At 33.8% G+C, this 20,982-nt stretch carries 22 protein-coding genes; 17 read left to right on the top strand and 5 right to left on the bottom strand.

The genetic code is table 11. The features are described from left to right. Positions 1-81 precede the first annotated feature (81 nt). The 16 genes from VKY47_RS04875 (at position 82) to tsaB (ending at position 15,110) form a co-directional block, all read left to right on the top strand. A complete protein-coding gene (locus VKY47_RS04875) occupies positions 82-867 on the top strand; it encodes an energy transducer TonB (protein WP_324310835.1) in 786 nt (261 codons plus the stop codon). A gap of 107 nt (positions 868-974) precedes the next feature. Beyond that, a complete protein-coding gene (locus tag VKY47_RS04880; protein ID WP_414731215.1) occupies positions 975-3,095 on the top strand; it encodes a gliding motility protein RemB in 2,121 nt (706 codons plus the stop codon). 63 nt (positions 3,096-3,158) lie between these two features. Further along, positions 3,159-4,052, top strand: coding sequence for a heme o synthase (gene cyoE, locus VKY47_RS04885; RefSeq protein WP_324310838.1), 894 nt, complete (start codon positions 3,159-3,161; stop codon positions 4,050-4,052). Positions 4,053-4,055: 3 nt separating this feature from the next. Further along, a complete protein-coding gene (locus VKY47_RS04890; protein WP_324310840.1) occupies positions 4,056-4,637 on the top strand; it encodes a cytochrome c oxidase subunit 3 in 582 nt (193 codons plus the stop codon). A gap of 141 nt (positions 4,638-4,778) precedes the next feature. Then, positions 4,779-5,759, top strand: a complete 981-nt coding sequence (locus tag VKY47_RS04895) for a cytochrome c oxidase subunit 3 (RefSeq protein ID WP_324310842.1) — start codon at positions 4,779-4,781, stop codon at positions 5,757-5,759. A gap of 23 nt (positions 5,760-5,782) precedes the next feature. Next, positions 5,783-6,166, top strand: a complete 384-nt coding sequence (locus VKY47_RS04900; protein WP_324310844.1) for a cytochrome C oxidase subunit IV family protein — start codon at positions 5,783-5,785, stop codon at positions 6,164-6,166. Between the two features lie 123 nt (positions 6,167-6,289). Then, entirely contained in the window at positions 6,290-7,006 is a 717-nt protein-coding gene (locus tag VKY47_RS04905) for a hypothetical protein (protein ID WP_324310846.1), read from the top strand. Next, positions 7,003-7,746: an SCO family protein gene (locus VKY47_RS04910; protein ID WP_324310848.1), complete on the top strand. Its 744-nt coding sequence runs from the start codon at positions 7,003-7,005 to the stop codon at positions 7,744-7,746. The genes VKY47_RS04905 and VKY47_RS04910 overlap by 4 nt, the downstream gene beginning before the upstream one ends. Continuing rightward, complete coding sequence (locus VKY47_RS04915) at positions 7,739-8,284, top strand: DUF420 domain-containing protein (protein ID WP_324310850.1); 546 nt, start codon at positions 7,739-7,741, stop codon at positions 8,282-8,284. The genes VKY47_RS04910 and VKY47_RS04915 overlap by 8 nt, the downstream gene beginning before the upstream one ends. 92 nt (positions 8,285-8,376) lie before the next feature. Further along, a complete protein-coding gene (locus tag VKY47_RS04920) occupies positions 8,377-8,604 on the top strand; it encodes a hypothetical protein (RefSeq protein WP_324310851.1) in 228 nt (75 codons plus the stop codon). A gap of 81 nt (positions 8,605-8,685) precedes the next feature. Continuing rightward, on the top strand, positions 8,686-9,390 hold the full coding sequence (locus VKY47_RS04925) for an ABC transporter ATP-binding protein (RefSeq protein WP_324310853.1): 705 nt from the start codon (positions 8,686-8,688) through the stop codon (positions 9,388-9,390). Then, positions 9,380-10,609 (top strand): ABC transporter permease, encoded by a 1,230-nt coding sequence (locus VKY47_RS04930; RefSeq protein ID WP_324310855.1) that lies wholly within the window; start codon positions 9,380-9,382, stop codon positions 10,607-10,609. The genes VKY47_RS04925 and VKY47_RS04930 overlap by 11 nt, the downstream gene beginning before the upstream one ends. A 1-nt stretch (position 10,610) precedes the next feature. Continuing rightward, a complete protein-coding gene (locus VKY47_RS04935) occupies positions 10,611-11,855 on the top strand; it encodes an ABC transporter permease (protein ID WP_324310857.1) in 1,245 nt (414 codons plus the stop codon). 87 nt (positions 11,856-11,942) lie between these two features. Further along, positions 11,943-13,055, top strand: a complete 1,113-nt coding sequence (locus tag VKY47_RS04940) for an efflux RND transporter periplasmic adaptor subunit (protein ID WP_324310859.1) — start codon at positions 11,943-11,945, stop codon at positions 13,053-13,055. Beyond that, positions 13,045-14,430 carry a TolC family protein gene (locus VKY47_RS04945; protein WP_324310861.1) on the top strand — a complete coding sequence of 462 codons (1,386 nt, stop codon included), beginning with the start codon at positions 13,045-13,047 and terminating at the stop codon, positions 14,428-14,430. The genes VKY47_RS04940 and VKY47_RS04945 overlap by 11 nt, the downstream gene beginning before the upstream one ends. A 5-nt stretch (positions 14,431-14,435) precedes the next feature. Continuing rightward, positions 14,436-15,110, top strand: a complete 675-nt coding sequence (tsaB, locus tag VKY47_RS04950) for a tRNA (adenosine(37)-N6)-threonylcarbamoyltransferase complex dimerization subunit type 1 TsaB (RefSeq protein ID WP_324310862.1) — start codon at positions 14,436-14,438, stop codon at positions 15,108-15,110. On the opposite strand, the gene VKY47_RS04955 is transcribed toward tsaB, so the two are convergent. From VKY47_RS04955 to VKY47_RS04975, 5 genes are all read right to left on the bottom strand, one after another. Next, positions 15,111-15,923 carry a mechanosensitive ion channel family protein gene (locus tag VKY47_RS04955; RefSeq protein WP_324310864.1) on the bottom strand — a complete coding sequence of 271 codons (813 nt, stop codon included), beginning with the start codon at positions 15,921-15,923 and terminating at the stop codon, positions 15,111-15,113. A gap of 79 nt (positions 15,924-16,002) precedes the next feature. Then, positions 16,003-16,359 (bottom strand): DUF1304 domain-containing protein, encoded by a 357-nt coding sequence (locus tag VKY47_RS04960; RefSeq protein WP_324310866.1) that lies wholly within the window; start codon positions 16,357-16,359, stop codon positions 16,003-16,005. Between the two features lie 5 nt (positions 16,360-16,364). Beyond that, on the bottom strand, positions 16,365-18,401 hold the full coding sequence (locus VKY47_RS04965; protein ID WP_324310881.1) for a thioredoxin domain-containing protein: 2,037 nt from the start codon (positions 18,399-18,401) through the stop codon (positions 16,365-16,367). Positions 18,402-18,540: 139 nt separating this feature from the next. Next, positions 18,541-18,741 carry a dodecin family protein gene (locus VKY47_RS04970; RefSeq protein WP_324310868.1) on the bottom strand — a complete coding sequence of 67 codons (201 nt, stop codon included), beginning with the start codon at positions 18,739-18,741 and terminating at the stop codon, positions 18,541-18,543. Between the two features lie 52 nt (positions 18,742-18,793). Further along, positions 18,794-19,696 (bottom strand): NifU family protein, encoded by a 903-nt coding sequence (locus VKY47_RS04975; RefSeq protein WP_324310870.1) that lies wholly within the window; start codon positions 19,694-19,696, stop codon positions 18,794-18,796. A 245-nt stretch (positions 19,697-19,941) separates the two neighbouring features. On the opposite strand from VKY47_RS04975, the gene VKY47_RS04980 reads away from it, so the two are divergent. Beyond that, positions 19,942-20,952, top strand: a complete 1,011-nt coding sequence (locus VKY47_RS04980) for a PorP/SprF family type IX secretion system membrane protein (protein WP_324310872.1) — start codon at positions 19,942-19,944, stop codon at positions 20,950-20,952. The last annotated feature ends 30 nt before the right edge of the window (positions 20,953-20,982 follow it).

Here is a 20,982-nt window from a genome sequence, read left to right on the forward strand (position 1 = left end):
TTTTCTTTTTGGTATGTTTATTGATATTTCGACATAATATGAACCGCCCTTCCGTCAGGCAGGCATTTAAACTTAAGTATTATGACTTTCTCAAAGAATAATTCCGAAGCCAATCAAAAGAATGATCAAAAACCATTAAAGCCTCAAAAGCAGGACACAAAGCTTAAAACAAATTCAACGGTTTATTTTCAGGTAGGATTAATTGTCTGCTTACTGGTTAGTTTTTTCTTGCTTGAGGCCTCTTTTCAAACGTTGGAAGTACATGTTCCAGACGTTCCCGAATTGCCTATAGACGAAATGTATGCCTATAATGCTCCCATTACAATTTATAAGGAACCAATCCAAGTAGAACAGAATAAAAAGAAACCAGTACTTTTTAACGAGCCTATTATCAAAAATAATGATGCGTTTATTGAGCCTACTGATGTTGTTGTAGAGGCAACACCAACCGAAATCCCTCTTAATCCAGGAAATATTACAGTAATAGAAATACCAGAAGAAGCTCCTCCTATGAATATTATGGTAGTTGAGCAGGTTCCTATTTTTCCTGGATGTGAGGATGCAACTTCAAACGAGGCTAGAAGACAATGTATGTCCAATAAAATAGCAACGCATATTCAGAGAAGCTTTAATACAAATGTTGCCAGTAATTTGGGCTTAAATGGGGAGCAGAAAATTTATGTAACTTTTAAAATAGATAAGACTGGTCATGTCACCAATATTAAAACTAGTTCCAAATACAGCCAATTGGATAAGGAATCTGTGCGAGTTATGGAGAAACTACCCCAAATGACTCCGGCCAAACAAAAAGATAAGAATGTAGAAGTACTTTATAGTTTGCCTATAAATTTTAATATAATAAATTAAAGTTTAAATATTTCACAATAAAAAGCCATTAGCATCTATGTTAACGGCTTTTTTTCGTATCATCATTATTAAAAAAATAGTATCTTTCAACGCAAATAATCCCATCTATGAATATGAAGAAGTTCTTCGTAATTGTTATTCTATTTTTTCAAATATATAGTTACGCACAAAATAAATTTTTATACGAAAAGCCTCCCGTGTTTTCCGAGTGTGAAAATATGGATGTAGAGCTTTTGCAAAAGTGCTTTGACAATCAGGTTTTTAATCATGTTTTTAATCATTTTAAAGTACCTCAAGAGGTAAGCAACGAAAATTATAAAGGAGACGTAGTCGTGCTTTTTGAAGTGGATAAAGAAGGCAACTTTCGAGTGATCTATGTAGATGCTACATATCAGGACTTGAAAAAAGAAGCCAAACGTGTTTTTGGAGAGTTTCCAAAAATTAAACCAGGCACCTATAACGGGAAACCAACCTACAAACAATATTCTATAGCAATTAAAATACCATTGGTTGATCAATCTGTGGCAACCAAGGATTTGTCAAAAGATGATGATCCAAACATAGATAAAGAGTTGACTGTCTTAGAGAATGCAGCTAAAAAAGAATATGATAGCGTTAACGCCAAACTGGTTCCATTTTCAAATAAGGAATATAAAAGTCAGTTAAACATTCCGTTTACGCATAGTAATTATGCCAAATTCGACAGAAGTATCAATTTAGTTGGCACGAATAGTCATACAGCTTCTAAACCTTATATGTATGAAGATGTTGCACCTTACTACAATTTTCAAGCTGAAATTGACACCTTGGCAAAAGACACTCAAACTTTCGCTGGACGAAAACTTTGGAACGAAAGATTGGTAAGAGTAGAAGGAAAGGATTACTGGTTTACCATAGATCCTATTTTCGATTTTGAAGTAGGAAAAGACACCAAAGCCGACTTTTCAAGCACCTATAACAATACCAGAGGAATTAATATTCAAGGAGGTTTTGGTGAAAAATTTAGCTTTTATACCTCGTTTTTTGAAAGTCAAGGCCGTTTCGCACAATATTACAATCAATATGCCGAATCGATTAAGGCTGCAGACGAGGCAGCCATCATTCCTGGACGTGGCATTGCAAAAGCCTTTAAAGATGGTGGCTACGATTATCCTGTAGCTGAAGCCTACTTATCTTACACGCCCTTTAAGTTTTTAAATCTTCAGTTTGGACATGGCAAAAACTTTATTGGAGATGGCTATCGCTCTTTATTTATTAGTGATGTGGCTACTCCTCATCCCTTTTTAAAATTGAATACCACCTTTTGGAAAATAAAATACACCAGTACTTGGATGTGGCTAAAAGATGTTAGACCAGAAGTTAAAGTAGATGGTGCCTATATGCCAAAATACATGGCAACCCATTTTTTAAGCTGGAATGTTTCTAAAAGATTGAATGTTGGACTTTTCGAATCGGTTATCTGGAACAATGCCAATAATAGAGGCTTTGATATAAATTACCTAAACCCTATTATCTTTTTTAGGGCTATAGAATTTGAAACGGGTCAAGGTGCAGGAAATGCACTTATGGGAATGTCTGGAAAATATAAGTTAAACGATAACATGAATATCTACGGGCAATTTATTCTGGATGAATTTTCGTTAAGCGATATGTCTGGTGGAGAAAAAAGCTGGAAAAACAAATACGGATATCAACTAGGCTTTAAATATTATAACGCCTTCAAAGTAAAAAACTTAATGTTACAAACGGAATATAATAGGGTAAGACCATATACGTACTCGCATAATACCGTAGTGTTAAATTATGGGCATAGCAATCAATCCATGGCGCATCTTTGGGGAGCTAACTTTAGCGAGTTTGTGCTAATTGGGCGTTATCATTACAAGCGTTGGTTTGGGAATGCTCAAATGGTTCTTGGTACCAGGGGCTACGATTTTAACGATGGTACAGATAACTACAGTTATGGAGAGGATATTTATAGAAATTACAACGAAAGACCTTACGATACAGGGATAAAAGTAGGCCAAGGAAATAAAACCAATACGTTTTTCTTTAACCTTCAAGCAGGTTATGTTATAAATCCAGCTACCAATCTAAAGATTTTTACGGATGTTACCTATAGGGATTTTAACCCTGAAGCTCAAACCCTCAATACAATAAGTAGTAACACGCTCTGGTTTAACATAGGAATTAGAACCGACCTATTTAATTGGTATTTTGATTTGTAGAATTAACTTTTCAAAGTATCTTTGCAAACGCAATATAAAGCCTCAGGCAAAGCATTAATTACATTGAGTCAAACAGTCACTTCATCAATTAAATATTCGTTGGTTTCAGATTTTAAAGAAATCACCAAAATCCGTTTGTCGGTTAGTGTGGTTTTTTCTTCTTTGGCGGGATATCTTTTAGGAGTAGAAAGCGTAGATTATACCACCTTAATTCTTTTGGCATTTGGTGGGTATTTTATGGTAGGCGCTTCTAATGCCTTTAATCAAATTATAGAAAAGGATTTAGATATCTTAATGGATCGTACTAAAAACAGGCCGATTCCTGGAGGGCGTATGTCTGTAACTTCGGCCTTTGTAATAGCTACGTTATTTACCATTTTAGGACTTGCTATTTTATATAGCATTAATCCAAAAACGGCTATGTTTGGAGCTATTTCTATATTCCTCTATACTTGTGCTTATACACCTTTAAAAACTAAAACCCCACTATCTGTTTTTGTTGGAGCCATCCCAGGAGCTATTCCTTTTATGTTAGGTTGGGTTGCAGCTACAAATGAATTTGGTGTGGAGCCAGGAACTTTATTCGCCATTCAGTTTTTTTGGCAATTCCCACATTTTTGGGCTATAGGATGGTTTTTATACGACGATTATAAAAAAGGAGGCTTCTTTATGTTGCCTACCGGAAAACAAGATAAGGGCACCGCAGTACAAACCATAATGTACACCATTTGGACTATTTTAATATCAATAGTTCCAGCATTTGGATTTACAGGACGTTTGTATTTAACCCCAGTTTCAGCGATTATTGTGTTTTTACTAGGAGTAGGCATGTTGTATTATGCCGTTCAATTATATAAAAAAATGACTGTTTTAGCAGCACGACATCTTATGTTGGCAAGTGTAATATACATTACATTGTTGCAAATAGTTTACGTAATAGATAAGTTTATTAGATAAATCATGGATTTAACCCAAGGTACTTTAGAAGAGAAACAAGGCAGAGCAAAAAAAATGATGCTTTGGTTTGGAATTATTTCACTAGTTATGTCCTTCGCAGGATGGACAAGTGCTTTTGTTGTTAGTAGTAGTAGACCAGATTGGCTTCACGATTTTAAATTGCCAAATGCGTTTATTATTAGCACCGTATTTATAGTTCTTAGCAGTTTAACGTTTGCCTTGGCTAAAAGAGCCTTAAAAACCAATAATAGACAACTAACCATGCTTTGGTTACTTGCTACCTTAATTCTTGGAGTTTCTTTTATAGCAAGTCAGTTTTTAGGCTTTCAACAAATAATAGATTTAGGTTACAATTTTACAGGACCTACTAGCAATATTACTATGTCTTACATTTATTTAATTGCTGTTGTGCATATTTTGCATGTGGCGGTAGGCATAATCTGTTTGTTAGTTGTTATTTATAATCATTTTAAACAAAAATATAATTCAAGTGAAATGTTGGGGCTGGAGTTAGCCGCAACGTTTTGGCACTTTATAGATATCCTATGGTTATATCTGTTTTTGTTTTTATATTTTATAGGATAATTAGTCTTGAATTCTAACAATATAGCCTCATATCTATAGCGAAGCTTATTTAGAGTCTGTAAATTTTAGAGGTGTAAATTTCGTTAGAAAGATAAATTGATTATTTTTGTTCAACTTTTAAATAAATACTAAACCAAAAATATGAATACGACAGTTGTAGATGCTGGTACAGACGAAAAAACTTGGGGAGGAGGGAAAAGACCTTTAAAAGCAAGTTACGGGAAATTGATGATGTGGTTTTTCATTACTTCCGACTCCTTGACCTTCACCGGATTTTTAGCATCGTACGGATTTTCAAGATTCAAATTTTCCGAAATTTGGCCAATTGCAGACGATGTGTTTACACACGTTCCTTTTATTCATGGAAATTACCCAATGATTTTCGTGGCATTCATGACCTTTATTTTAATTATGTCGTCCGTAACTATGGTATTAGCTGTAGATGCGGGGAGTAAATTAGATAAGAAAAGAACAACCATTTATATGTTCTTAACTGTTCTTGGAGGTTTTATATTCTTAAGCTCTCAAGCTTGGGAATGGTCCACCTTTATTAAAGGAGATTATGGAGCTGTTACAACCCACGGAGGAAACGTTATTCATTTTGTTGATAACGATGGAAATCGAGTGGCTTTAAAGGATTTTGCTATTGGGCAACCTGCAGAACGTACACAGCATTTAGCTAAAAACGGGCTGTGGTTTAATAAAGAAAGTGGTTTACCAAGTTATACCTTTGATGAGGTTGTAGCTGGTTTTGAAGCAAATCAAAATTTACTGGTTAAAACAACATATACAGATCCGGCTACTGGACACAAAACTATTTTGTCTAGAAGCGAATCTTTAAAAGAATTAAAAACTAAAGGAAAAGATGTCGTGGAAGGGGCAAACCTTATTCACAATGAATACGGCCCACCATTATTTGCTAACTACTTCTTCTTTATTACTGGATTCCACGGTTTCCACGTATCGATAGGGGTGATGCTAAACATTATTATTTTCTTTAACGTAATTCTTGGAACTTACGAACGTAGAGGAAGTTACGAAATGGTTGAGAAAGTAGGATTGTATTGGCACTTTGTGGATTTAGTATGGGTGTTTGTATTTACATTCTTCTATTTAGTATAATTTTTAGATAATTTATTTTAAACATGGCAGCAGACGCACATAAATTAGAAATATTTAGAGGATTAATTAAATTTAAATCCAATACCCAAAAAATCTGGGGTGTATTAATCTTCTTATCAATTGTAACAGCTATTGAAGTTGTTTTAGGAATTTATAAACCTGAGGTTTTTAATGGCCATTTTATAGGCTTGAAAGTTTTAAACTGGATTTTCATTATCTTAACCCTAGTGAAAGCATATTATATTACTTGGGATTTTATGCACATGAGAGATGAAACAGCAAGTTTAAGACGTATGGTGGTATGGACTGGGGTTTTCTTGATTGCTTACCTCATATTTATATTACTTCAAGAAGGAGAATATGTAGGAAGCGTTTTTACAAACGGTTTCGTTAAGAACGATTTTTAAACAACTTATTAAAAGTTAAATAGATATAAAGAGACGGTTATTAGACCGTCTTTTTTTATTTTTGCAATATTAAAATTGAAAATAAGTTTCATGTATTTTAAACCATTTTCACGCCTTATATAAATGAAAAAAAAGCTTATAATACGTTATACAACTTTGGGAATATTATTCTTTCTTCCAGTGGTGTTTTTATTGATGTTGTTTCCAGCCAAACATAATTATAGTCCATTGAGCGTTGTTCATCAAGGGATATCCGAATTAAATAATTTCACTTCAGAAGATGATCAAGAAGTGGTATTAAAGGATCATATTACCGTTTTAGGTTTTTTGGGTAAAAATCCTATGGACAATGTGATGGCTGCTTCTAACTTAAAAGAATTGGTTTATAATAAATTTAAAGGGTTTAAAGGTTTCCAAGTGGTATTGTTATTACCTTTTGGTTCTGATAGTGACATCGATTTGCTTAAAAAAGAAATCAAATCTTATGAAGATTTAAAATATTGGCACTTTGTTTATGGCGAAGAAGCCGATATTAAACGTGTTTTTAATAGTTTAAAATCCATGAAGGAACTAGACGATGACCTAGGCACCCACGAGGTGTTTATTGTGGATAAAGATTTGAACCAACGAGGAAGACTGGACGACAGAACCGATAAGGAAATAGAAAAGGACAAACCAGCATATCCTTTGTATTCTTATAATTGTATTGAGGTTTCAGAAATAAAAAACAAAATGAGTGCAGACGATTTGCGTGTGCTAATTCAAGAATACAGAGAAAAAAGAAAAGGAAATTACGACTCGTCCACCAGACGGGCTAACGATTTAAAAAAACAATCATGAGCAATAAAACAAATTATTCATACGTAGGTATGGCCTTTATTATCTTGGTATTTGGAATTATTTTCGTTCCAAGAATTGTTGATAGAATAAAAAATCAAGACATTACTCGTAACGATAGAATGAGTCAAGGCCAAGACAATAACTTTAAAGACAACAGTAAATTGATTTTCCTTGAAATTAATGGAGAAGCAAAAAAAGTACCCGATTTTTCTTTTACCGACCAGAATGGTAAAACCATTACCAATAAGGACTATTTAGGGAAAGTGTATGTCGTGGAGTTTTTCTTTACAACCTGTCCATCTATTTGTCCAAAAATGAATAAGAACTTAGTGGATATTCAAGATGCTTTTAAAGGAAATACAGAATTTGGCGTAGCCTCTTTTTCTATAAATCCAGCGCACGATACCACAGAAGTGCTAAAAGAATATGAAAGTCAACACGGAATTACAAATCCTAACTGGCATTTGCTTACAGGTAAAAAAGAAGATATTTATAAATTATCCAACGAAGGCTTTAATTTGTATACCGCCCAAGATGATGAAGTTGAAGGAGGTTTCGAGCATTCCGGGAATTTCGCCCTTATAGATAAAAATGGATTTATTAGATCTAGAGTTTTAAATGGAAATCCAGTAATTTATTACAATGGAATTATTTCGGAAGCAGAAAAAACAGATGAAGACGGTCAGGAAGAACAAATATCCATGCTTAAGGAAGATATAAAGAAATTGCTAAATGAGTAAAGACATTTTACAGAGAGAAAAGAAGTATAACAAATGGATACTTGTTTTGTCCATAACCATTCCACTGGTTGTAGCTGCTTTGTTTGGAGTTAATTTAAGAGACTTGGGCTTCGATGTAAAACCCTTAACCTTCTTGCCACCTATTTATGCTAGTATCAATGCTCTAACTGCTGTTATTTTGGTGCTTGCTTTTCTTGCTATTAAAAACAAGAAAATAGCACTTCACGAAAGCTTAATGAAAACAGCCATTGGGTGTTCTGTTATTTTTCTAATTTTGTACGTGGCTTATCACATGACAAGCGATTCTACAAAGTTTGGAGGAGAAGGAGTTATTAAATATGTCTATTATTTTGTTTTAATAACACATATTTTATTATCTATCGTTATTATTCCTTTTGTATTAATAACTTTTGTTAGAGCCTTGGCCGGAAATTTTGAAAGACATAAAAAAATAGCTAGAATTACATTTCCTTTGTGGTTATATGTTGCAACCTCAGGAGTTATTGTTTATCTTATGATTTCGCCTTATTACACCTAATGTTTAAATTTATGAAACATCTAAAACTACTCATTAAACATAAAAGGGTATAATTATATGGATGTTCCATTTTATAAATAAATAAAAAACACATGAAACGCATTATTCTCTTTATTCTCTTTTCTTTTATCTTTCTCCTAGATACAAATGCCCAATGTGCTATGTGTCGTGCGGTTTTAGAAACCGGGGAAAGTCAAGACATAGCAAAAGGTATAAATAATGGAATTGTTTACCTAATGGCTGTTCCATACGTTCTTATTGCTGGAATTGGCTTTTTTATTTATAGAAATTTTAACAAATCTAAAAAAAACGGCCTCTAAAATATAATTAGTTTTGTTGTAACAAATAGACTTTTATATAGTCTTACTATAGAAAGCTACTTTAACCAACAACTAATAAAAATGTTAAACATAAAAAAACTTCATAAATCCTATCCTATAGGAGATTCAAGTTTACATGTATTAAAAGGTATCGATCTCTCTGTAGACGACGGCGAGATGGTTGCGATTATGGGTTCTTCAGGATCTGGAAAATCGACCTTATTGAATATTATAGGCATGCTGGACGAAGCGGATGAAGGAGAGTACATTCTAGATGGCGTTCCTATTAAAAACTTAACAGAGAAAAAAGCTGCTATTTATAGAAATAAATTTCTCGGATTTATTTTTCAGTCCTTCAACTTAATAAACTACAAAAACGCATTAGATAACGTCGCTTTACCCTTATATTATCAAGGGATGAAACGTCAGGAAAGACAGGAGTTGGCCATGTTCCATTTAGGAAAAGTAGGACTAAAGCCTTGGGCAAACCACTTGCCTAACGAGTTGTCTGGAGGTCAGAAACAGCGTGTTGCCATTGCTAGAGCCTTAGCCGCAAATCCAAAATTGTTATTAGCCGATGAACCTACAGGAGCTTTAGACACAACAACATCGTACGAGATTATGGAGTTTATCCAACAATTGAACGATGAAGGGAAAACCATCCTAATAGTAACCCATGAAGAAGATATTGCCCGAATGTGTAAGCGCATTGTAAGATTGAGAGATGGCCTTATTGTGGAAGATGTAGAAGTAGAACAAGTTAGAGCCTCGCAATATGTTCGATAGAGACCTGTGGAGGGAAATATTTCAAAGTATTAATATGAATAGAACCAGAAGTGTGCTCTCTGGTTTTACTGTGGCATTTGCAATTTTGTTATTTACCATACTTTTTGGTATTGCCAATGGACTAAATAATACGTTTGCCGAAGCTTTCGCAGACGATGCTAATAATTCTATTTTTATTCAATCCGGAACTACTACCAAGGCCAATAAAGGCTATCAGGCAGGAAGACAAATTCAATTTAAAAATAAAGACCTCGATTATATTAAGGAAGAATACGGAGACAAGGTTCAATACATAACTTCTAGGTTGTATTTAACTGTTAATGCCACTTTTAGAAATGAAAAAAGTACTTATCCGCTAAGAGCTGTTCATCCGGACCATCAGTTTTTAGAAAATACAATAATTAGAGAAGGACGATTTATCAACCAATTGGATTTAGACAATAAGACCAAAGTGGTTGTCATTGGAAGGTTGGTAGAACAAGACTTGTTTTTAAAAACAACAGCTCTTGGAAAATATATCAGTTTAAATGGGTTACAATATAAAATTGTTGGCGTTTTTGAAGACGATGGTGGCGACAATGAAGAACGTATTATATACATGCCAATTAGCACGGCCCAACGTGTTTATGGAAATAACGACTATATAGACCAAATCAATCTAACGTATAACCCAAAAATGAATTACAACAAAGCCATTGCTTTTAGTAACGACTTAACGAAAGATTTAAAAAACAGGTTTGATGTTGCCAGTAGTGATCAAAGAGCCATTCGAATTAGAAATTTGGCCAACGAGTCGAAAACTGTTAACCAAATGACCTTTGGTCTTGGGGTTATAATTATTGTTATTGGTTTTGGAACTTTAATTGCAGGCGTGGTAGGTGTTAGTAATATCATGATTTTTATTGTGAAAGAACGCACCAAGGAAATTGGGATTAGAAAAGCTTTGGGAGCTTCTCCTAAATCTATTATTTCCATTATTTTAATGGAGTCTATTTTAATTACTGCCATTGCAGGTTATGTAGGCCTTTTAATAGGAGTAGGTGTTTTAAAATTTATCGGTCCAAGTCTAGAAGCTTATTTTATAAAAGACCCAAGTGTTAGCACAACGTTAGTTATTGGAGCAACCATAACACTAATTGTTGCTGGTGGAATTGCTGGATATTTACCAGCCAAAAAAGCATCACAGATTAAACCAATTGTTGCCTTAAGAGACGATTAATATGATAAAGTTTTTATTTGCAAGAGATACATGGCAAGAAGTATGGGATAGTCTTAGTAAAAACAAACTAAGAACCATGCTTACTATGGTTGGTGTTTGGTGGGGCATTTTACTCCTAATTGGTTTACTGGGCTCTGCTAAAGGTTTGGAAAATTCATTTAATAGACTTTTTGGAAGCTTTGCTACTAATAGTGTGTTTGTTTGGGGTCAAAATACCAGCATACCTTTTAAAGGTTTTCAAGAAGGAAAGCTTGTTCGATTAACACTTACAGATGCTAAAAAAGTTGAAGAAAACGTTGAAGGAATTGAGTTTGTTGTACCAAGAAATCAAAATCAGAGTCAGGTAGTTAGGAAGTTCTTATCAGGGAATTTTTCAATTAATGGAGATTTTCCATTATTGGATAAAGTTCAGAAAAAGAAGTTGATTCATGGGCGTTTTCTCAATCAGAGTGATATAGACGATAACAGAAAAGTAGCAGTAATTTCAGAAGATATCTATAAGCAATTGTTCGAAAAAGACGAAGACATGATTGGCCAATTAATTCAAATAAATAGCATGAATTTTACTGTGGTCGGCATGTTTGAAAATGGCAATGTCAATATGGGGCCAACCAGCGATATTCATATTCCTTTTACAACTTTTCAGCAAATATTCAATCAAGGAGACAATATAGGTTTTATGATGATTACAGGGAAACCTGAATTTGATATTACTCAAATTGAAGCCGATGCCAAGCTTATTCTTAAAAACCTAAATGACGTACACCCTAAAGATGAGCGTGCTTTTGGAAGTTTTAACCTTGGAAAGGAATTTAAAAAAATCACTGGATTTCTAGTAGGTATGCAGTTTTTAACCTGGTTTGTTGGAATAGCTACTTTAATTGCGGGAGTGTTTGCTATTGGAAATATTTTATTGATAACGGTAAAAGAACGGACCAAGGAAATTGGGGTGCGTCGCGCTTTGGGAGCCACACCTTTCGAAATTAAAAGACAAATAGTTGTAGAAGCTGTTTTTATTACGCTTTTAGCTGGATTTCTTGGAATTATAACAGGAGGCTGGATTCTTATTGCCTTAGATAGTGCTTTTGGACAAGGCGACGAAGCCGTTATTGTAAATGCCTCAGTATCTATAGGAGTGGTTTTTCTATCCTTAATAATACTAGTTGTTTTAGGAACATTAATAGGATTGATTCCAGCTTTTAAAGCAACCAGTATTAAACCAATAGATGCCTTAAGAGAAGAATAATCAATTAAAAATCAATCATATATCATCTTTAAAACATGGTTTAACGATGAGTATAAAACCAAGCAAGAATTATAAAAAGAATTAAAAATGAATAAAACGCTAAAAATCATAATTGGAATTGTATTACTTGTGCTGTTTGTATGGGTCATCAAATATTTTAAAGATTCAAATTCAAAAGCTATTGAGGACTTTAAATTAGAAGAGCCTTTTTACTCGTCTATAAACACCAAAGTTGTGGCAACAGGAAAGCTTAACCCTGAAGAGGAAATTGAACTAAAACCTCAAATTGCAGGAATTATCGATAAAATCATGGTAGAAGAAGGCGATGTTGTTAAAAAAGGCGACTTAATAGCTAAAATTCGAGTGGTACCAAACGAGCAAAACCTAGCAAGTGCTAACAGTAGAACACGTACAGCTCGTTTAGCTTTAGACAATGCGCAAATTTTATACGATAGAAATAAAGGCCTTTTTGAAAAAGGAGTAATCTCTAAACAAGATTTTGAAAATAGTGAGCTATCTTTCAATCAAGCTAAAGAATCGTTAATCCAATCTCAAAACGATTATCAAATTATCAGACAAGGATCTCTTTCTGGTGGAGGTTCTGCAAACACAAATATTATAGCACAAATTTCTGGAACAGTTTTGGAGATTCCGGTACGTGAAGGAGATCAGGTTATCGAATCCAATAGTTTTAATGCTGGAACAACCGTGGCTACCATTGCCGACATGAGTAAAATGATTTTTGAAGGAAAAGTGGACGAAGCTGAAGTAGGCAAAATAGAAGAAGGCAGACAAATTAAGGTAATACTTGGAGCTTTAAATGAACAAGAATTTCCTGCAAAATTGACCTTTGTTGCCCCAAAAGGGAAAGAAGAAAATGGTGCCGTTCAATTTACCATTAAAGCCGATGTTGAAGTTACACCTTCCACAAGAATTAGAGCAGGTTATAGTGCTAATGCTGAAATTGACATGGAAAGCAAAGACAGTGTTTTAGTTATTAAAGAAGCCTTACTTCAGTTTAATAGAATTACCGAAAAACCGTATGTTGAAGTTTTAACTAGCAACAATAAATTTGAAGAGAAATATGTGGAATTGGGAATTTCAGATGGTATTAATGTTGAAATTTTAGACGGTGTAAAAGAAGGAGACAAAATAAAAGTGTGGAACAAAGCATCTAAAGACAATAACGATGAAGATTAATAAAAACATAATAACAACCGCATTTCTAACCGTTTTTATAGGTATATCTGCATTTGCCCAAGATAAAAAATGGTCTCTGGAAGAATGTGTTAATTATGCGCTGGAAAACAATATTTCCATAAAGCAAACTGAATTGGACACTAAAACTGCAGATCAAGATTTAATATCTGCTAAAGGTAATTTCCTGCCTGATTTAAGTGGTAGCGCCTCACAAAATTGGAACTTTGGGTCGTTTATTGGGCAAGATGGTAATCGGGTTAGTAGAGATTCTAGAGGAAATAGTTTTGGCTTAAACACTGGGGTCATATTATTCAATGGTTTCCGTAATACAAGTATTTACAAACAGGCTCAGCTTGGAATCGAGTCTAGTATCTTAAACTTAAATATTTTAAAAGATAATATTTCGGTTAATGTTGTTAATCAGTATTTAAACATATTACTTAATAAGGAAAATTTAAAAGTAGCTCAAGAGCAAGTAGAAATTACAGAGAAACAAGTTACTCAAGTAACAGAATTGGTAGATTCAGGAGTAAGACCTCGAGCAGATTTACTTGATGTTAATGCCCAATTAGCTAGCGATAATGAAAAACTGACCAATGTTGAAAATAGTTTAGATCTTGCAAAATTGGCATTGGCGCAACTTTTACAAATATCAAATGACGGTTTTGATGTTGAAGAAATAGAATTAACACTTCCGGAAGTTTTAATGGAGCATAAAAATTCAAATGATATTTATGACTATGCCCTTCAAAATAGACCTGAAATAAAAAAAGCAGAACTAGACATACAAAATTCTGAATTGGCCATTGATATAGCTAAAAGTGCTTATTATCCTACCTTGAGTTTTGGTGCTGGTTTAGGAACATCATATCAACATTTTCAAGGGCAAGAAGATTTAAGAGTTGTTTTTCCAGACCCTTCAGATCCTGCAAATTTTGAAATAGTTCCAAATGGTTTTGGACAACAACTTGAAGATAATTTAGGGTATAATCTAGGTTTTAGACTTGATATCCCAATTTTTAATAGGATGCAAACAAAAGTAAGTGTTAATAAAGCTAAGATTAATAATGAGCAGATTGCTTATTCTTTGGACCAAGCGAAACAAGATTTACGTTCAACCATCGAACAAGCTTATGTGGATGCAAGAGCGGCTTTTAAACAATTTGAGTCTTCACGCGTTTCATTAGAAGCACAGGAAGAATCGTTTAAAAACGCTCAAGAAAGCTATAATTCCGGAGTTATGAATTCCTTTGAATTTGAACAAGTTAGAAATAGATTTGTCAATGCAGAAGCCAATCTAATAAATGCGAAATATAATTTTGTTTTCACAACCAAAGTCCTTGATTTCTACCTTGGTAAACCTTTAACAGATTAGTTATCGTGGCTATTATATTAAACATAGAAACATCTACAACAAATTGCTCGGTCTCTCTTTCTAAACAAGGAGAGACTTTTGCGCTTTTAGAAGATAATAGCAAGGAGTTTTCCCATGCCGAGCGTTTGCACGTCTATATGGAAAGACTTTTAGCTGAAAATAATTTAACAGCAAACCAATTAGATGCCATTGCAGTTAGTAAAGGCCCAGGATCTTATACAGGATTAAGAATAGGTGTTTCGGCAGCAAAAGGGCTTTGTTTTGCTTTAGACAAACCTTTAATAGCAGTTTCTACTTTAGAAGCTTTAGCACATCAATTTACTATTGAAAAAGGGGTAATAGTTTCCATGCTGGATGCTAGACGCATGGAGGTTTATTCGGCTGTTTTTGATGAAACTTATAACCTTATTAGACCAGTAGAAGCCGAAATTTTGGAAGTAGATTCTTTTGCTGATTATTTGAAAAATGGTCCAGTGTATTTTATTGGAAGCGGTGTTGAAAAAACAAAAGCACTCATCCAACATGTAAACGCATATTTTATTGAAGATAAGTTGCCTTCTGCAAATGAGATGGGCCAAATAGCTTACGCTAAGTACAAAAAAAACGACATCGAAGATGTCGCTTATTTTGAACCTTATTATTTAAAAGATTTTATTGCTTTAAAGCCTAAAGCCAAATAATTAACCTTCTTTTTGTATTTGAACTTGATGTGGATAAGGAATGTCTATTCCTGCGGCATCAAGTGCTTCTTTGGTGCGTTCAATGGTATCAAAGTTTACGGCCCAATAATCTTCTTTTTTCACCCAAACTCTTGTTAAGAAGTTTATAGAGCTATCTCCTAATCCCGAAAGATTTACCGATGGCGCGGGTTCTTGTAAAATGGAAGGGTTAGACATAATGACACTTAAAATAACCTCTTTTGTTTTTTTGATGTCCGAGTTGTATCCCACTCCAAAAGTAAAGTCTACACGCCTGGTATCTTCAGTACTGAAGTTTGTAATATTCCCGTTAGATAAACTTCCATTAGGAATAATAACTTCTTTATTATCTGGAGTAGTTAATTTGGTGGTAAATATCTCAATCTCTTTTACAGTTCCAGATTCTCCTTGGGCGGTAATAAAGTCGCCAATTTTAAAAGGTTTAAAAACCATGATTAAAATCCCTCCAGCAAAATTTGCTAAAGAGCCTTGAAGTGCCAAGCCTACAGCCAAACCTGCGGCAGCTAAAATAGCAGCAAAAGAAGTGGTCTCAATTCCAATTTGAGATAATATAGTTAGTACTAAAAGAATTTTTAAAATCCAACCCAACAGATTTGTTAAGAATTTTTGAAGACTTACCTCCAAACCTCTCTTATCCATGACTGTTTTGGTAGCGTTTATTAGTTTTTTGATAATCCACGATCCAATAAGCCATATAAGAATAGCTCCTATAAGCTTTAAGCCGTATGCGGTTATAAACTCAATGCCTTTCTCTGTCCAATGTTCAATGTCCATATGTGTGTTTTAAATTAGATTGTAAAGTTAAAAAAAATAGATTAAATTCTGGTTTTCAATTAAAAACAAGTAATTATATTTAATAATAGTATATCGAAATTATAGCAAAAATTGCTGGTACGGATTGCAATAGAAATAATTTGGGTTTTTTAGTGGTTATTGTTCCAAAAACTCCGGCTACTATAATGCAAATCAAAAAGAAGAGAAGGGTTTTTATATCATTGTTTGCCAATGCAAATACTAACCCTGCTGCTAAAAATCCATTGTATAATCCTTGGTTAGCCGCTAAAACCCTAGTTTCTTGAGCAAATGTTTTAGATTTTAGTCCAAAAGTTCTAATTACTTTTGGGCTAGTCCATAAAAACATTTCTAAAACTAAAAAATAGAGATGTTCCAAGGCAACAAAACAGATTAAAAAAATAGAAATCAGACTCATTTGTATTAGTTTTTTAATTGCTTTATAGCTTCAGAAACTTCTTTGACCGGAAGTTTACACGCTTGATTTACACAAACATAAATAAATGTTTCGTTTCTTGAAAATCTATTTTCCAATAAGGGTAAGGAACTTTCTTGAGTAGTTCCAGCAACTATTTTGTTAGGTATATATTCCAGATTTAAATTCTTTATTTTTCCATGAGCTTCAGGTCCCGCAATAACTACTTCGTAAAATGGCTGCGTATAATTTAACATTAAATCGAACCAGTTGGAATAATTGGAGCCATATTCCTGCATCTCTGGTTTTACATTATTTAACATGCTAATTGCCGTTTTGGAGTAATAATTATTATCAAAATAACGCGAGAGTTTAAACAAGTTTTTCGCCATCATCGAGTTGCTCGCGGGAATAACATTGTCTCTGTATTCCGTATTTCGGCTTACCAAAAGCGCATCTTGATTGGAGGTAAAATAAAACATGCTATTGGCTTTTTCGTAAAAATAATCGAATACATAATTGCTTAAATCTCTAGCTGTTAGCAACCATTTGTCGTTTAAGGTGTTTTCATAAAGTGCTAAGTAAGCATCTATAGTTGCTGCGTAGTCTTCTAGATAGCCGTTAATAGTGCTTGTGTTGTTTTTGTAATTATGGTTTAAACCACCATCTTCCCGCAATTGGTTATTTAATATGAAATTGGCATTTTTTTCAGCTGTTTTTAAAAAGCGTTCTTCACCAAAAACACGATAAGCATCTACATAGCCTTTAATCATCAAGGCATTCCAAGAGGTCAAGGTTTTGTCGTCCAACCTTGGTCTGGATTTTTTTTCACGGGTTTTTAAAAGAAGTTGTTTCCATTCAGCTTTCTTTTTAGTTAAAACTTCAAGCGAAAGATTGTATTTCATCACTATCTCTTTATCACTATCTTTTCTAATTAAAACATAATGTTTGTTTTCCCAGAAACCATAATCGTTCACGTTATAATAGTCTGAAAACATTTCAAAATCGGAACCTAACAAGTGTTGCAGCTCTTCCTTTTCCCAAACATAAAAAGCGCCTTCTTCCAAGCGACCTTCCGGAGTAGTGCTATCGGCATCTAAGGATGAGTAAAAAGCACCATTTCCGGCGGTTAATTCACGTTCTACAAAGGCTAAGGTTTCGTAAACAATGTCTCTATATAATGGATTTTTTGTAATTAAATAAGCATCTGAATACAAACTTACTAATTGGGCATTGTCATATAACATTTTTTCAAAATGAGGAATGTGCCAATTCACATCTGTAGAATATCTAGAAAAACCGCCTCCAACTTGATCGTAAAGTCCTCCATAAGCCATTTGTGTTAATGTAAGGTTTACAAAATTTTGGAGTTCCTTATCATTATTTTGATACGCATAGCGTAATAAAAAATGATAGTTGTTAGGCATCATAAATTTAGGAGCACGTTTTAAACCTCCAAATTGATGATCGAAATGTACTTCCCATTTTTTTACGGTGGCGTCTATATATTCTATGTTGAATTCTGCTTCCTCCTTATTTAAGGTAACCACATCCATGGCTTTGATGCCTTTTTCTAATTTATCGGCATACTCGTAAAGTTTTTCTGGGCTTCTTTTGTATAAATCGGAAATTTGCTCCAGGGCACTCATCCATTGTTCTTTTCTAAAATAGGTTCCGCCCCAAACTGGTCGGCCGTCAGGAAGAGCCACTACGTTCATGGGCCAGCCACCACTTCCTGTCATAAGTTGTACAGCATTCATATATACCTGGTCTATGTCTGGACGCTCTTCTCTATCAACTTTTATGTTTATAAATTTCGAATTCATTAATTGAGCTACCTCAGTATCTTCAAAGCTTTCGTGTTCCATAACGTGACACCAATGACAAGCTGCATAACCCACACTTATTAATATGAGTTTATTTTCTTTTTTGGCTTGTGCTAAAACTGTGTCGTTCCATGGATTCCAGTCTACTGGATTATGGGCATGCTGTAAAAGATATGGACTGGTTTCGTGAATTAGATTGTTTGTATATGCGTGTTTCATGGAGTCTTTTGTTTGTCCTTGGCAGCTTATTAAAATGCTGATTACTAGTAAGGGAACGTATTTCATGTATCAAAGTTAAGAATTATAACAACAAAAAAAGCGTTCAACAAGGAACGCTTTTTTTAAGTTTTTACAGAACTTACTTTACTTCGAAAGTAAGTTTCACATTTACTCGAAACTCTGTTACATTATCGCCACTTACTACGGCGCTTTGTTCTTTAATATATACAGATTTAATGTTCTTAACTGTTTTAGAGGCTTCTTTTACTGCTTTCTTTGTAGCATCTTCCCAACTATCTTTCGAACTGGATAAAACTTCAATAACTTTTAATACTGGCATAATTTTGTATTTTTTAAGTGAAACTTTCGCGAGTCTTAAAGTTAAGAAATAATTAGCCGTTTATGGCAATTACACTGTTAACTTTACCTGGGAGCATTTCTTTTAACATGTTTTCTATTCCATTTTTTAAGGTATATGTGGACGAAGGGCATCCACTGCAAGCACCTTGTAAAACCACTTCAACTATTTGGCTTTCTGGATCGTAAGAAGTGAACTGGATGTTTCCACCGTCGCTAGCAACAGCAGGTTTTACATATTCTTCAAGAATATTGATGATTTCTTTTGAAATATCGTCCAATTTATCAAAATTCTCATCCAATTGCTCATTGGTTTTGTCCAATACTTTGGGTGCATTGGCTACCATAACCTCTTTGCCTTGTTCGATATAACTTCTAATAAATTCACGAAGTTCCATAGTAATATCGTTCCAATCTGCTACTTCGTATTTTGTTATGGAAACGAAATTCTCATCAAAATAGATGTTTTTTACAAATGGGAAATGAAATAATTCAGAGGCTAAGGGCGACATTTTGGCTTCATCTATAGAAGTAAACTCGTACGAAGTTGTAACTAATATTTTATTGGCAATAAATTTCATAGCCGATGGGTTTGGCGTACTTTCTGCATAAACTGTTACTGGAACTTTTTTGGGTGTAACTGTTTCTTCAATCACAACGCCTCCATTGTTCAAGTAAGTTTTTATTTGTTCGGCAACTTCATCTTGGACATCTTTCCATTCTACAATATTATACCTTTCAATAGCAATAAAATTGCCTGAAATATATACTTTTTTGACAAAAGGTAGATAGAATAATTGTTGAGCCAATGGGGATGCCTTGGCTTCGTCTATATTGCTAAATTCGAAACTTTGATGTTGGGTAACAAACTGATTTATCTCGAATTTTATAATGCTATTATTGGTGGTTTCTTTAATAGAAACTTGAAAAGTAGTCATAAGATAAAAATTTTTAACAAAAATACAAAAGATAATTTTAGATATCCATATATTTGGCTTTTTAGCTTTTAATAGCTTGTTTTTGTCACACATTCTCAAAATACTGTAAACCTTTAACTTTATTGTGAGTCTGATAAAAAGTAATTTTTATATATTTGGTTTCTGTTTATAATTTTTTGTTAAAAATTTAGTTTTATTAATAGCATTTTAGAAACACTTGAACAGAGTCCCTGAAAACTAAAATTATGATATTAAAAAGGTTTTATATGTTAGCTTTTGTGCTTTTTCTAGCGCAAACTGCCATATCTCAAGAGGGTATGCCTGTATACTCCGATTACTTAACCGATAACTACTACCTGATACATCCTTCCATGGCTGGTGCAGCCAATTGTGCGAAAATTAGAGTTACTGGTCGTCAACAATGGTTTGGAGACGATAATGCTCCCAGACTTTTAACTATGAGTGTCAATGGAAGAATAGGCGAGTCTAATTCTGGAATTGGAGCTATTTTCTATTCTGATAAAAATGGATATCACTCACAAAACGGCGTGTATTTAACGTATGCTCACCATCTTATGTTTTCTAGATCAGAAGTTGATTTAAACATGCTTTCTTTTGGATTAAGTATTGGAGCCTTACAATATAAGTTGGATGAAACAGCTTTTATAAATGAGCCTTTCGATCCTATTATTGCTGGGATAGAACAAAGTGCTACTAATTTTAATATTGATTTCGGATTTTCGTATTTCTTATTTAACTTTTACGCACATGCTACTGTAAAGAATATGCTTAAAAATGATGGGGTAAACGCCAATGAAAATGGGCTTTTTGCTTACGATAATCCAAGACAGTTTTTACTTAGTGCTGGTAATGTGTTCCAGAAATATGACAGTGAATGGAGTTTTGAACCTTCTTTAATGTTTATGTATAAAGATGGTACAAAGGAATCTTCTATAGATGTAAATGCTAAAGCTTACAAAGATTTTGAATTTGGGAAACTTTGGGGCGGACTTTCATACAGAAGAAGTTTGGATGGTGCCGAGTTTCAGGATGGTTCAGGAGTTTCTAGTCAAAAACTACAATATATCACTCCAATTCTTGGTATAGATTATGAACAATTTATGTTTGCTTATACGTATTCGTACCAAGCAAACTCTGTAGTTTATAATAATAGTGGATTCCATCAATTAACACTAGGTTATAAATTTGGTTGTAAAAAAGAACGTTACCACTGTAACTGTCCTGCAGTTAACTAAAAGCATTAGAGCCTTGAAATTTTCAGGGCT

Origin of the sequence: Xanthomarina sp., assembly GCF_035306705.1 — a bacterium.
Lineage (GTDB): Bacteria > Bacteroidota > Bacteroidia > Flavobacteriales > Flavobacteriaceae > Xanthomarina.

What these genes read in the sequence shown, in the direction of transcription:
- VKY47_RS04925 (WP_324310853.1), top strand. Translation starts at nt 8,686, where the DNA reads ATGTTAAACATAAAAAAACTTCATAAATCCTATCCTATAGGAGATTCA.
- VKY47_RS04955 (WP_324310864.1), bottom strand. Translation starts at nt 15,923, where the DNA reads ATGGACATTGAACATTGGACAGAGAAAGGCATTGAGTTTATAACCGCA.
- VKY47_RS04960 (WP_324310866.1), bottom strand. Translation starts at nt 16,359, where the DNA reads ATGAGTCTGATTTCTATTTTTTTAATCTGTTTTGTTGCCTTGGAACAT.
- VKY47_RS04970 (WP_324310868.1), bottom strand. Translation starts at nt 18,741, where the DNA reads ATGCCAGTATTAAAAGTTATTGAAGTTTTATCCAGTTCGAAAGATAGT.
- VKY47_RS04915 (WP_324310850.1), top strand. Translation starts at nt 7,739, where the DNA reads ATGAGTAAAGACATTTTACAGAGAGAAAAGAAGTATAACAAATGGATA.
- VKY47_RS04920 (WP_324310851.1), top strand. Translation starts at nt 8,377, where the DNA reads ATGAAACGCATTATTCTCTTTATTCTCTTTTCTTTTATCTTTCTCCTA.
- VKY47_RS04930 (WP_324310855.1), top strand. Translation starts at nt 9,380, where the DNA reads ATGTTCGATAGAGACCTGTGGAGGGAAATATTTCAAAGTATTAATATG.
- VKY47_RS04910 (WP_324310848.1), top strand. Translation starts at nt 7,003, where the DNA reads ATGAGCAATAAAACAAATTATTCATACGTAGGTATGGCCTTTATTATC.
- VKY47_RS04875 (WP_324310835.1), top strand. Translation starts at nt 82, where the DNA reads ATGACTTTCTCAAAGAATAATTCCGAAGCCAATCAAAAGAATGATCAA.
- VKY47_RS04895 (WP_324310842.1), top strand. Translation starts at nt 4,779, where the DNA reads ATGAATACGACAGTTGTAGATGCTGGTACAGACGAAAAAACTTGGGGA.
- VKY47_RS04905 (WP_324310846.1), top strand. Translation starts at nt 6,290, where the DNA reads ATGAAAAAAAAGCTTATAATACGTTATACAACTTTGGGAATATTATTC.
- VKY47_RS04980 (WP_324310872.1), top strand. Translation starts at nt 19,942, where the DNA reads ATGATATTAAAAAGGTTTTATATGTTAGCTTTTGTGCTTTTTCTAGCG.
- VKY47_RS04945 (WP_324310861.1), top strand. Translation starts at nt 13,045, where the DNA reads ATGAAGATTAATAAAAACATAATAACAACCGCATTTCTAACCGTTTTT.
- VKY47_RS04965 (WP_324310881.1), bottom strand. Translation starts at nt 18,401, where the DNA reads ATGAAACACGCATATACAAACAATCTAATTCACGAAACCAGTCCATAT.
- VKY47_RS04890 (WP_324310840.1), top strand. Translation starts at nt 4,056, where the DNA reads ATGGATTTAACCCAAGGTACTTTAGAAGAGAAACAAGGCAGAGCAAAA.
- VKY47_RS04935 (WP_324310857.1), top strand. Translation starts at nt 10,611, where the DNA reads ATGATAAAGTTTTTATTTGCAAGAGATACATGGCAAGAAGTATGGGAT.
- VKY47_RS04900 (WP_324310844.1), top strand. Translation starts at nt 5,783, where the DNA reads ATGGCAGCAGACGCACATAAATTAGAAATATTTAGAGGATTAATTAAA.
- VKY47_RS04975 (WP_324310870.1), bottom strand. Translation starts at nt 19,696, where the DNA reads ATGACTACTTTTCAAGTTTCTATTAAAGAAACCACCAATAATAGCATT.
- VKY47_RS04940 (WP_324310859.1), top strand. Translation starts at nt 11,943, where the DNA reads ATGAATAAAACGCTAAAAATCATAATTGGAATTGTATTACTTGTGCTG.
- VKY47_RS04880 (WP_414731215.1), top strand. Translation starts at nt 975, where the DNA reads ATGAATATGAAGAAGTTCTTCGTAATTGTTATTCTATTTTTTCAAATA.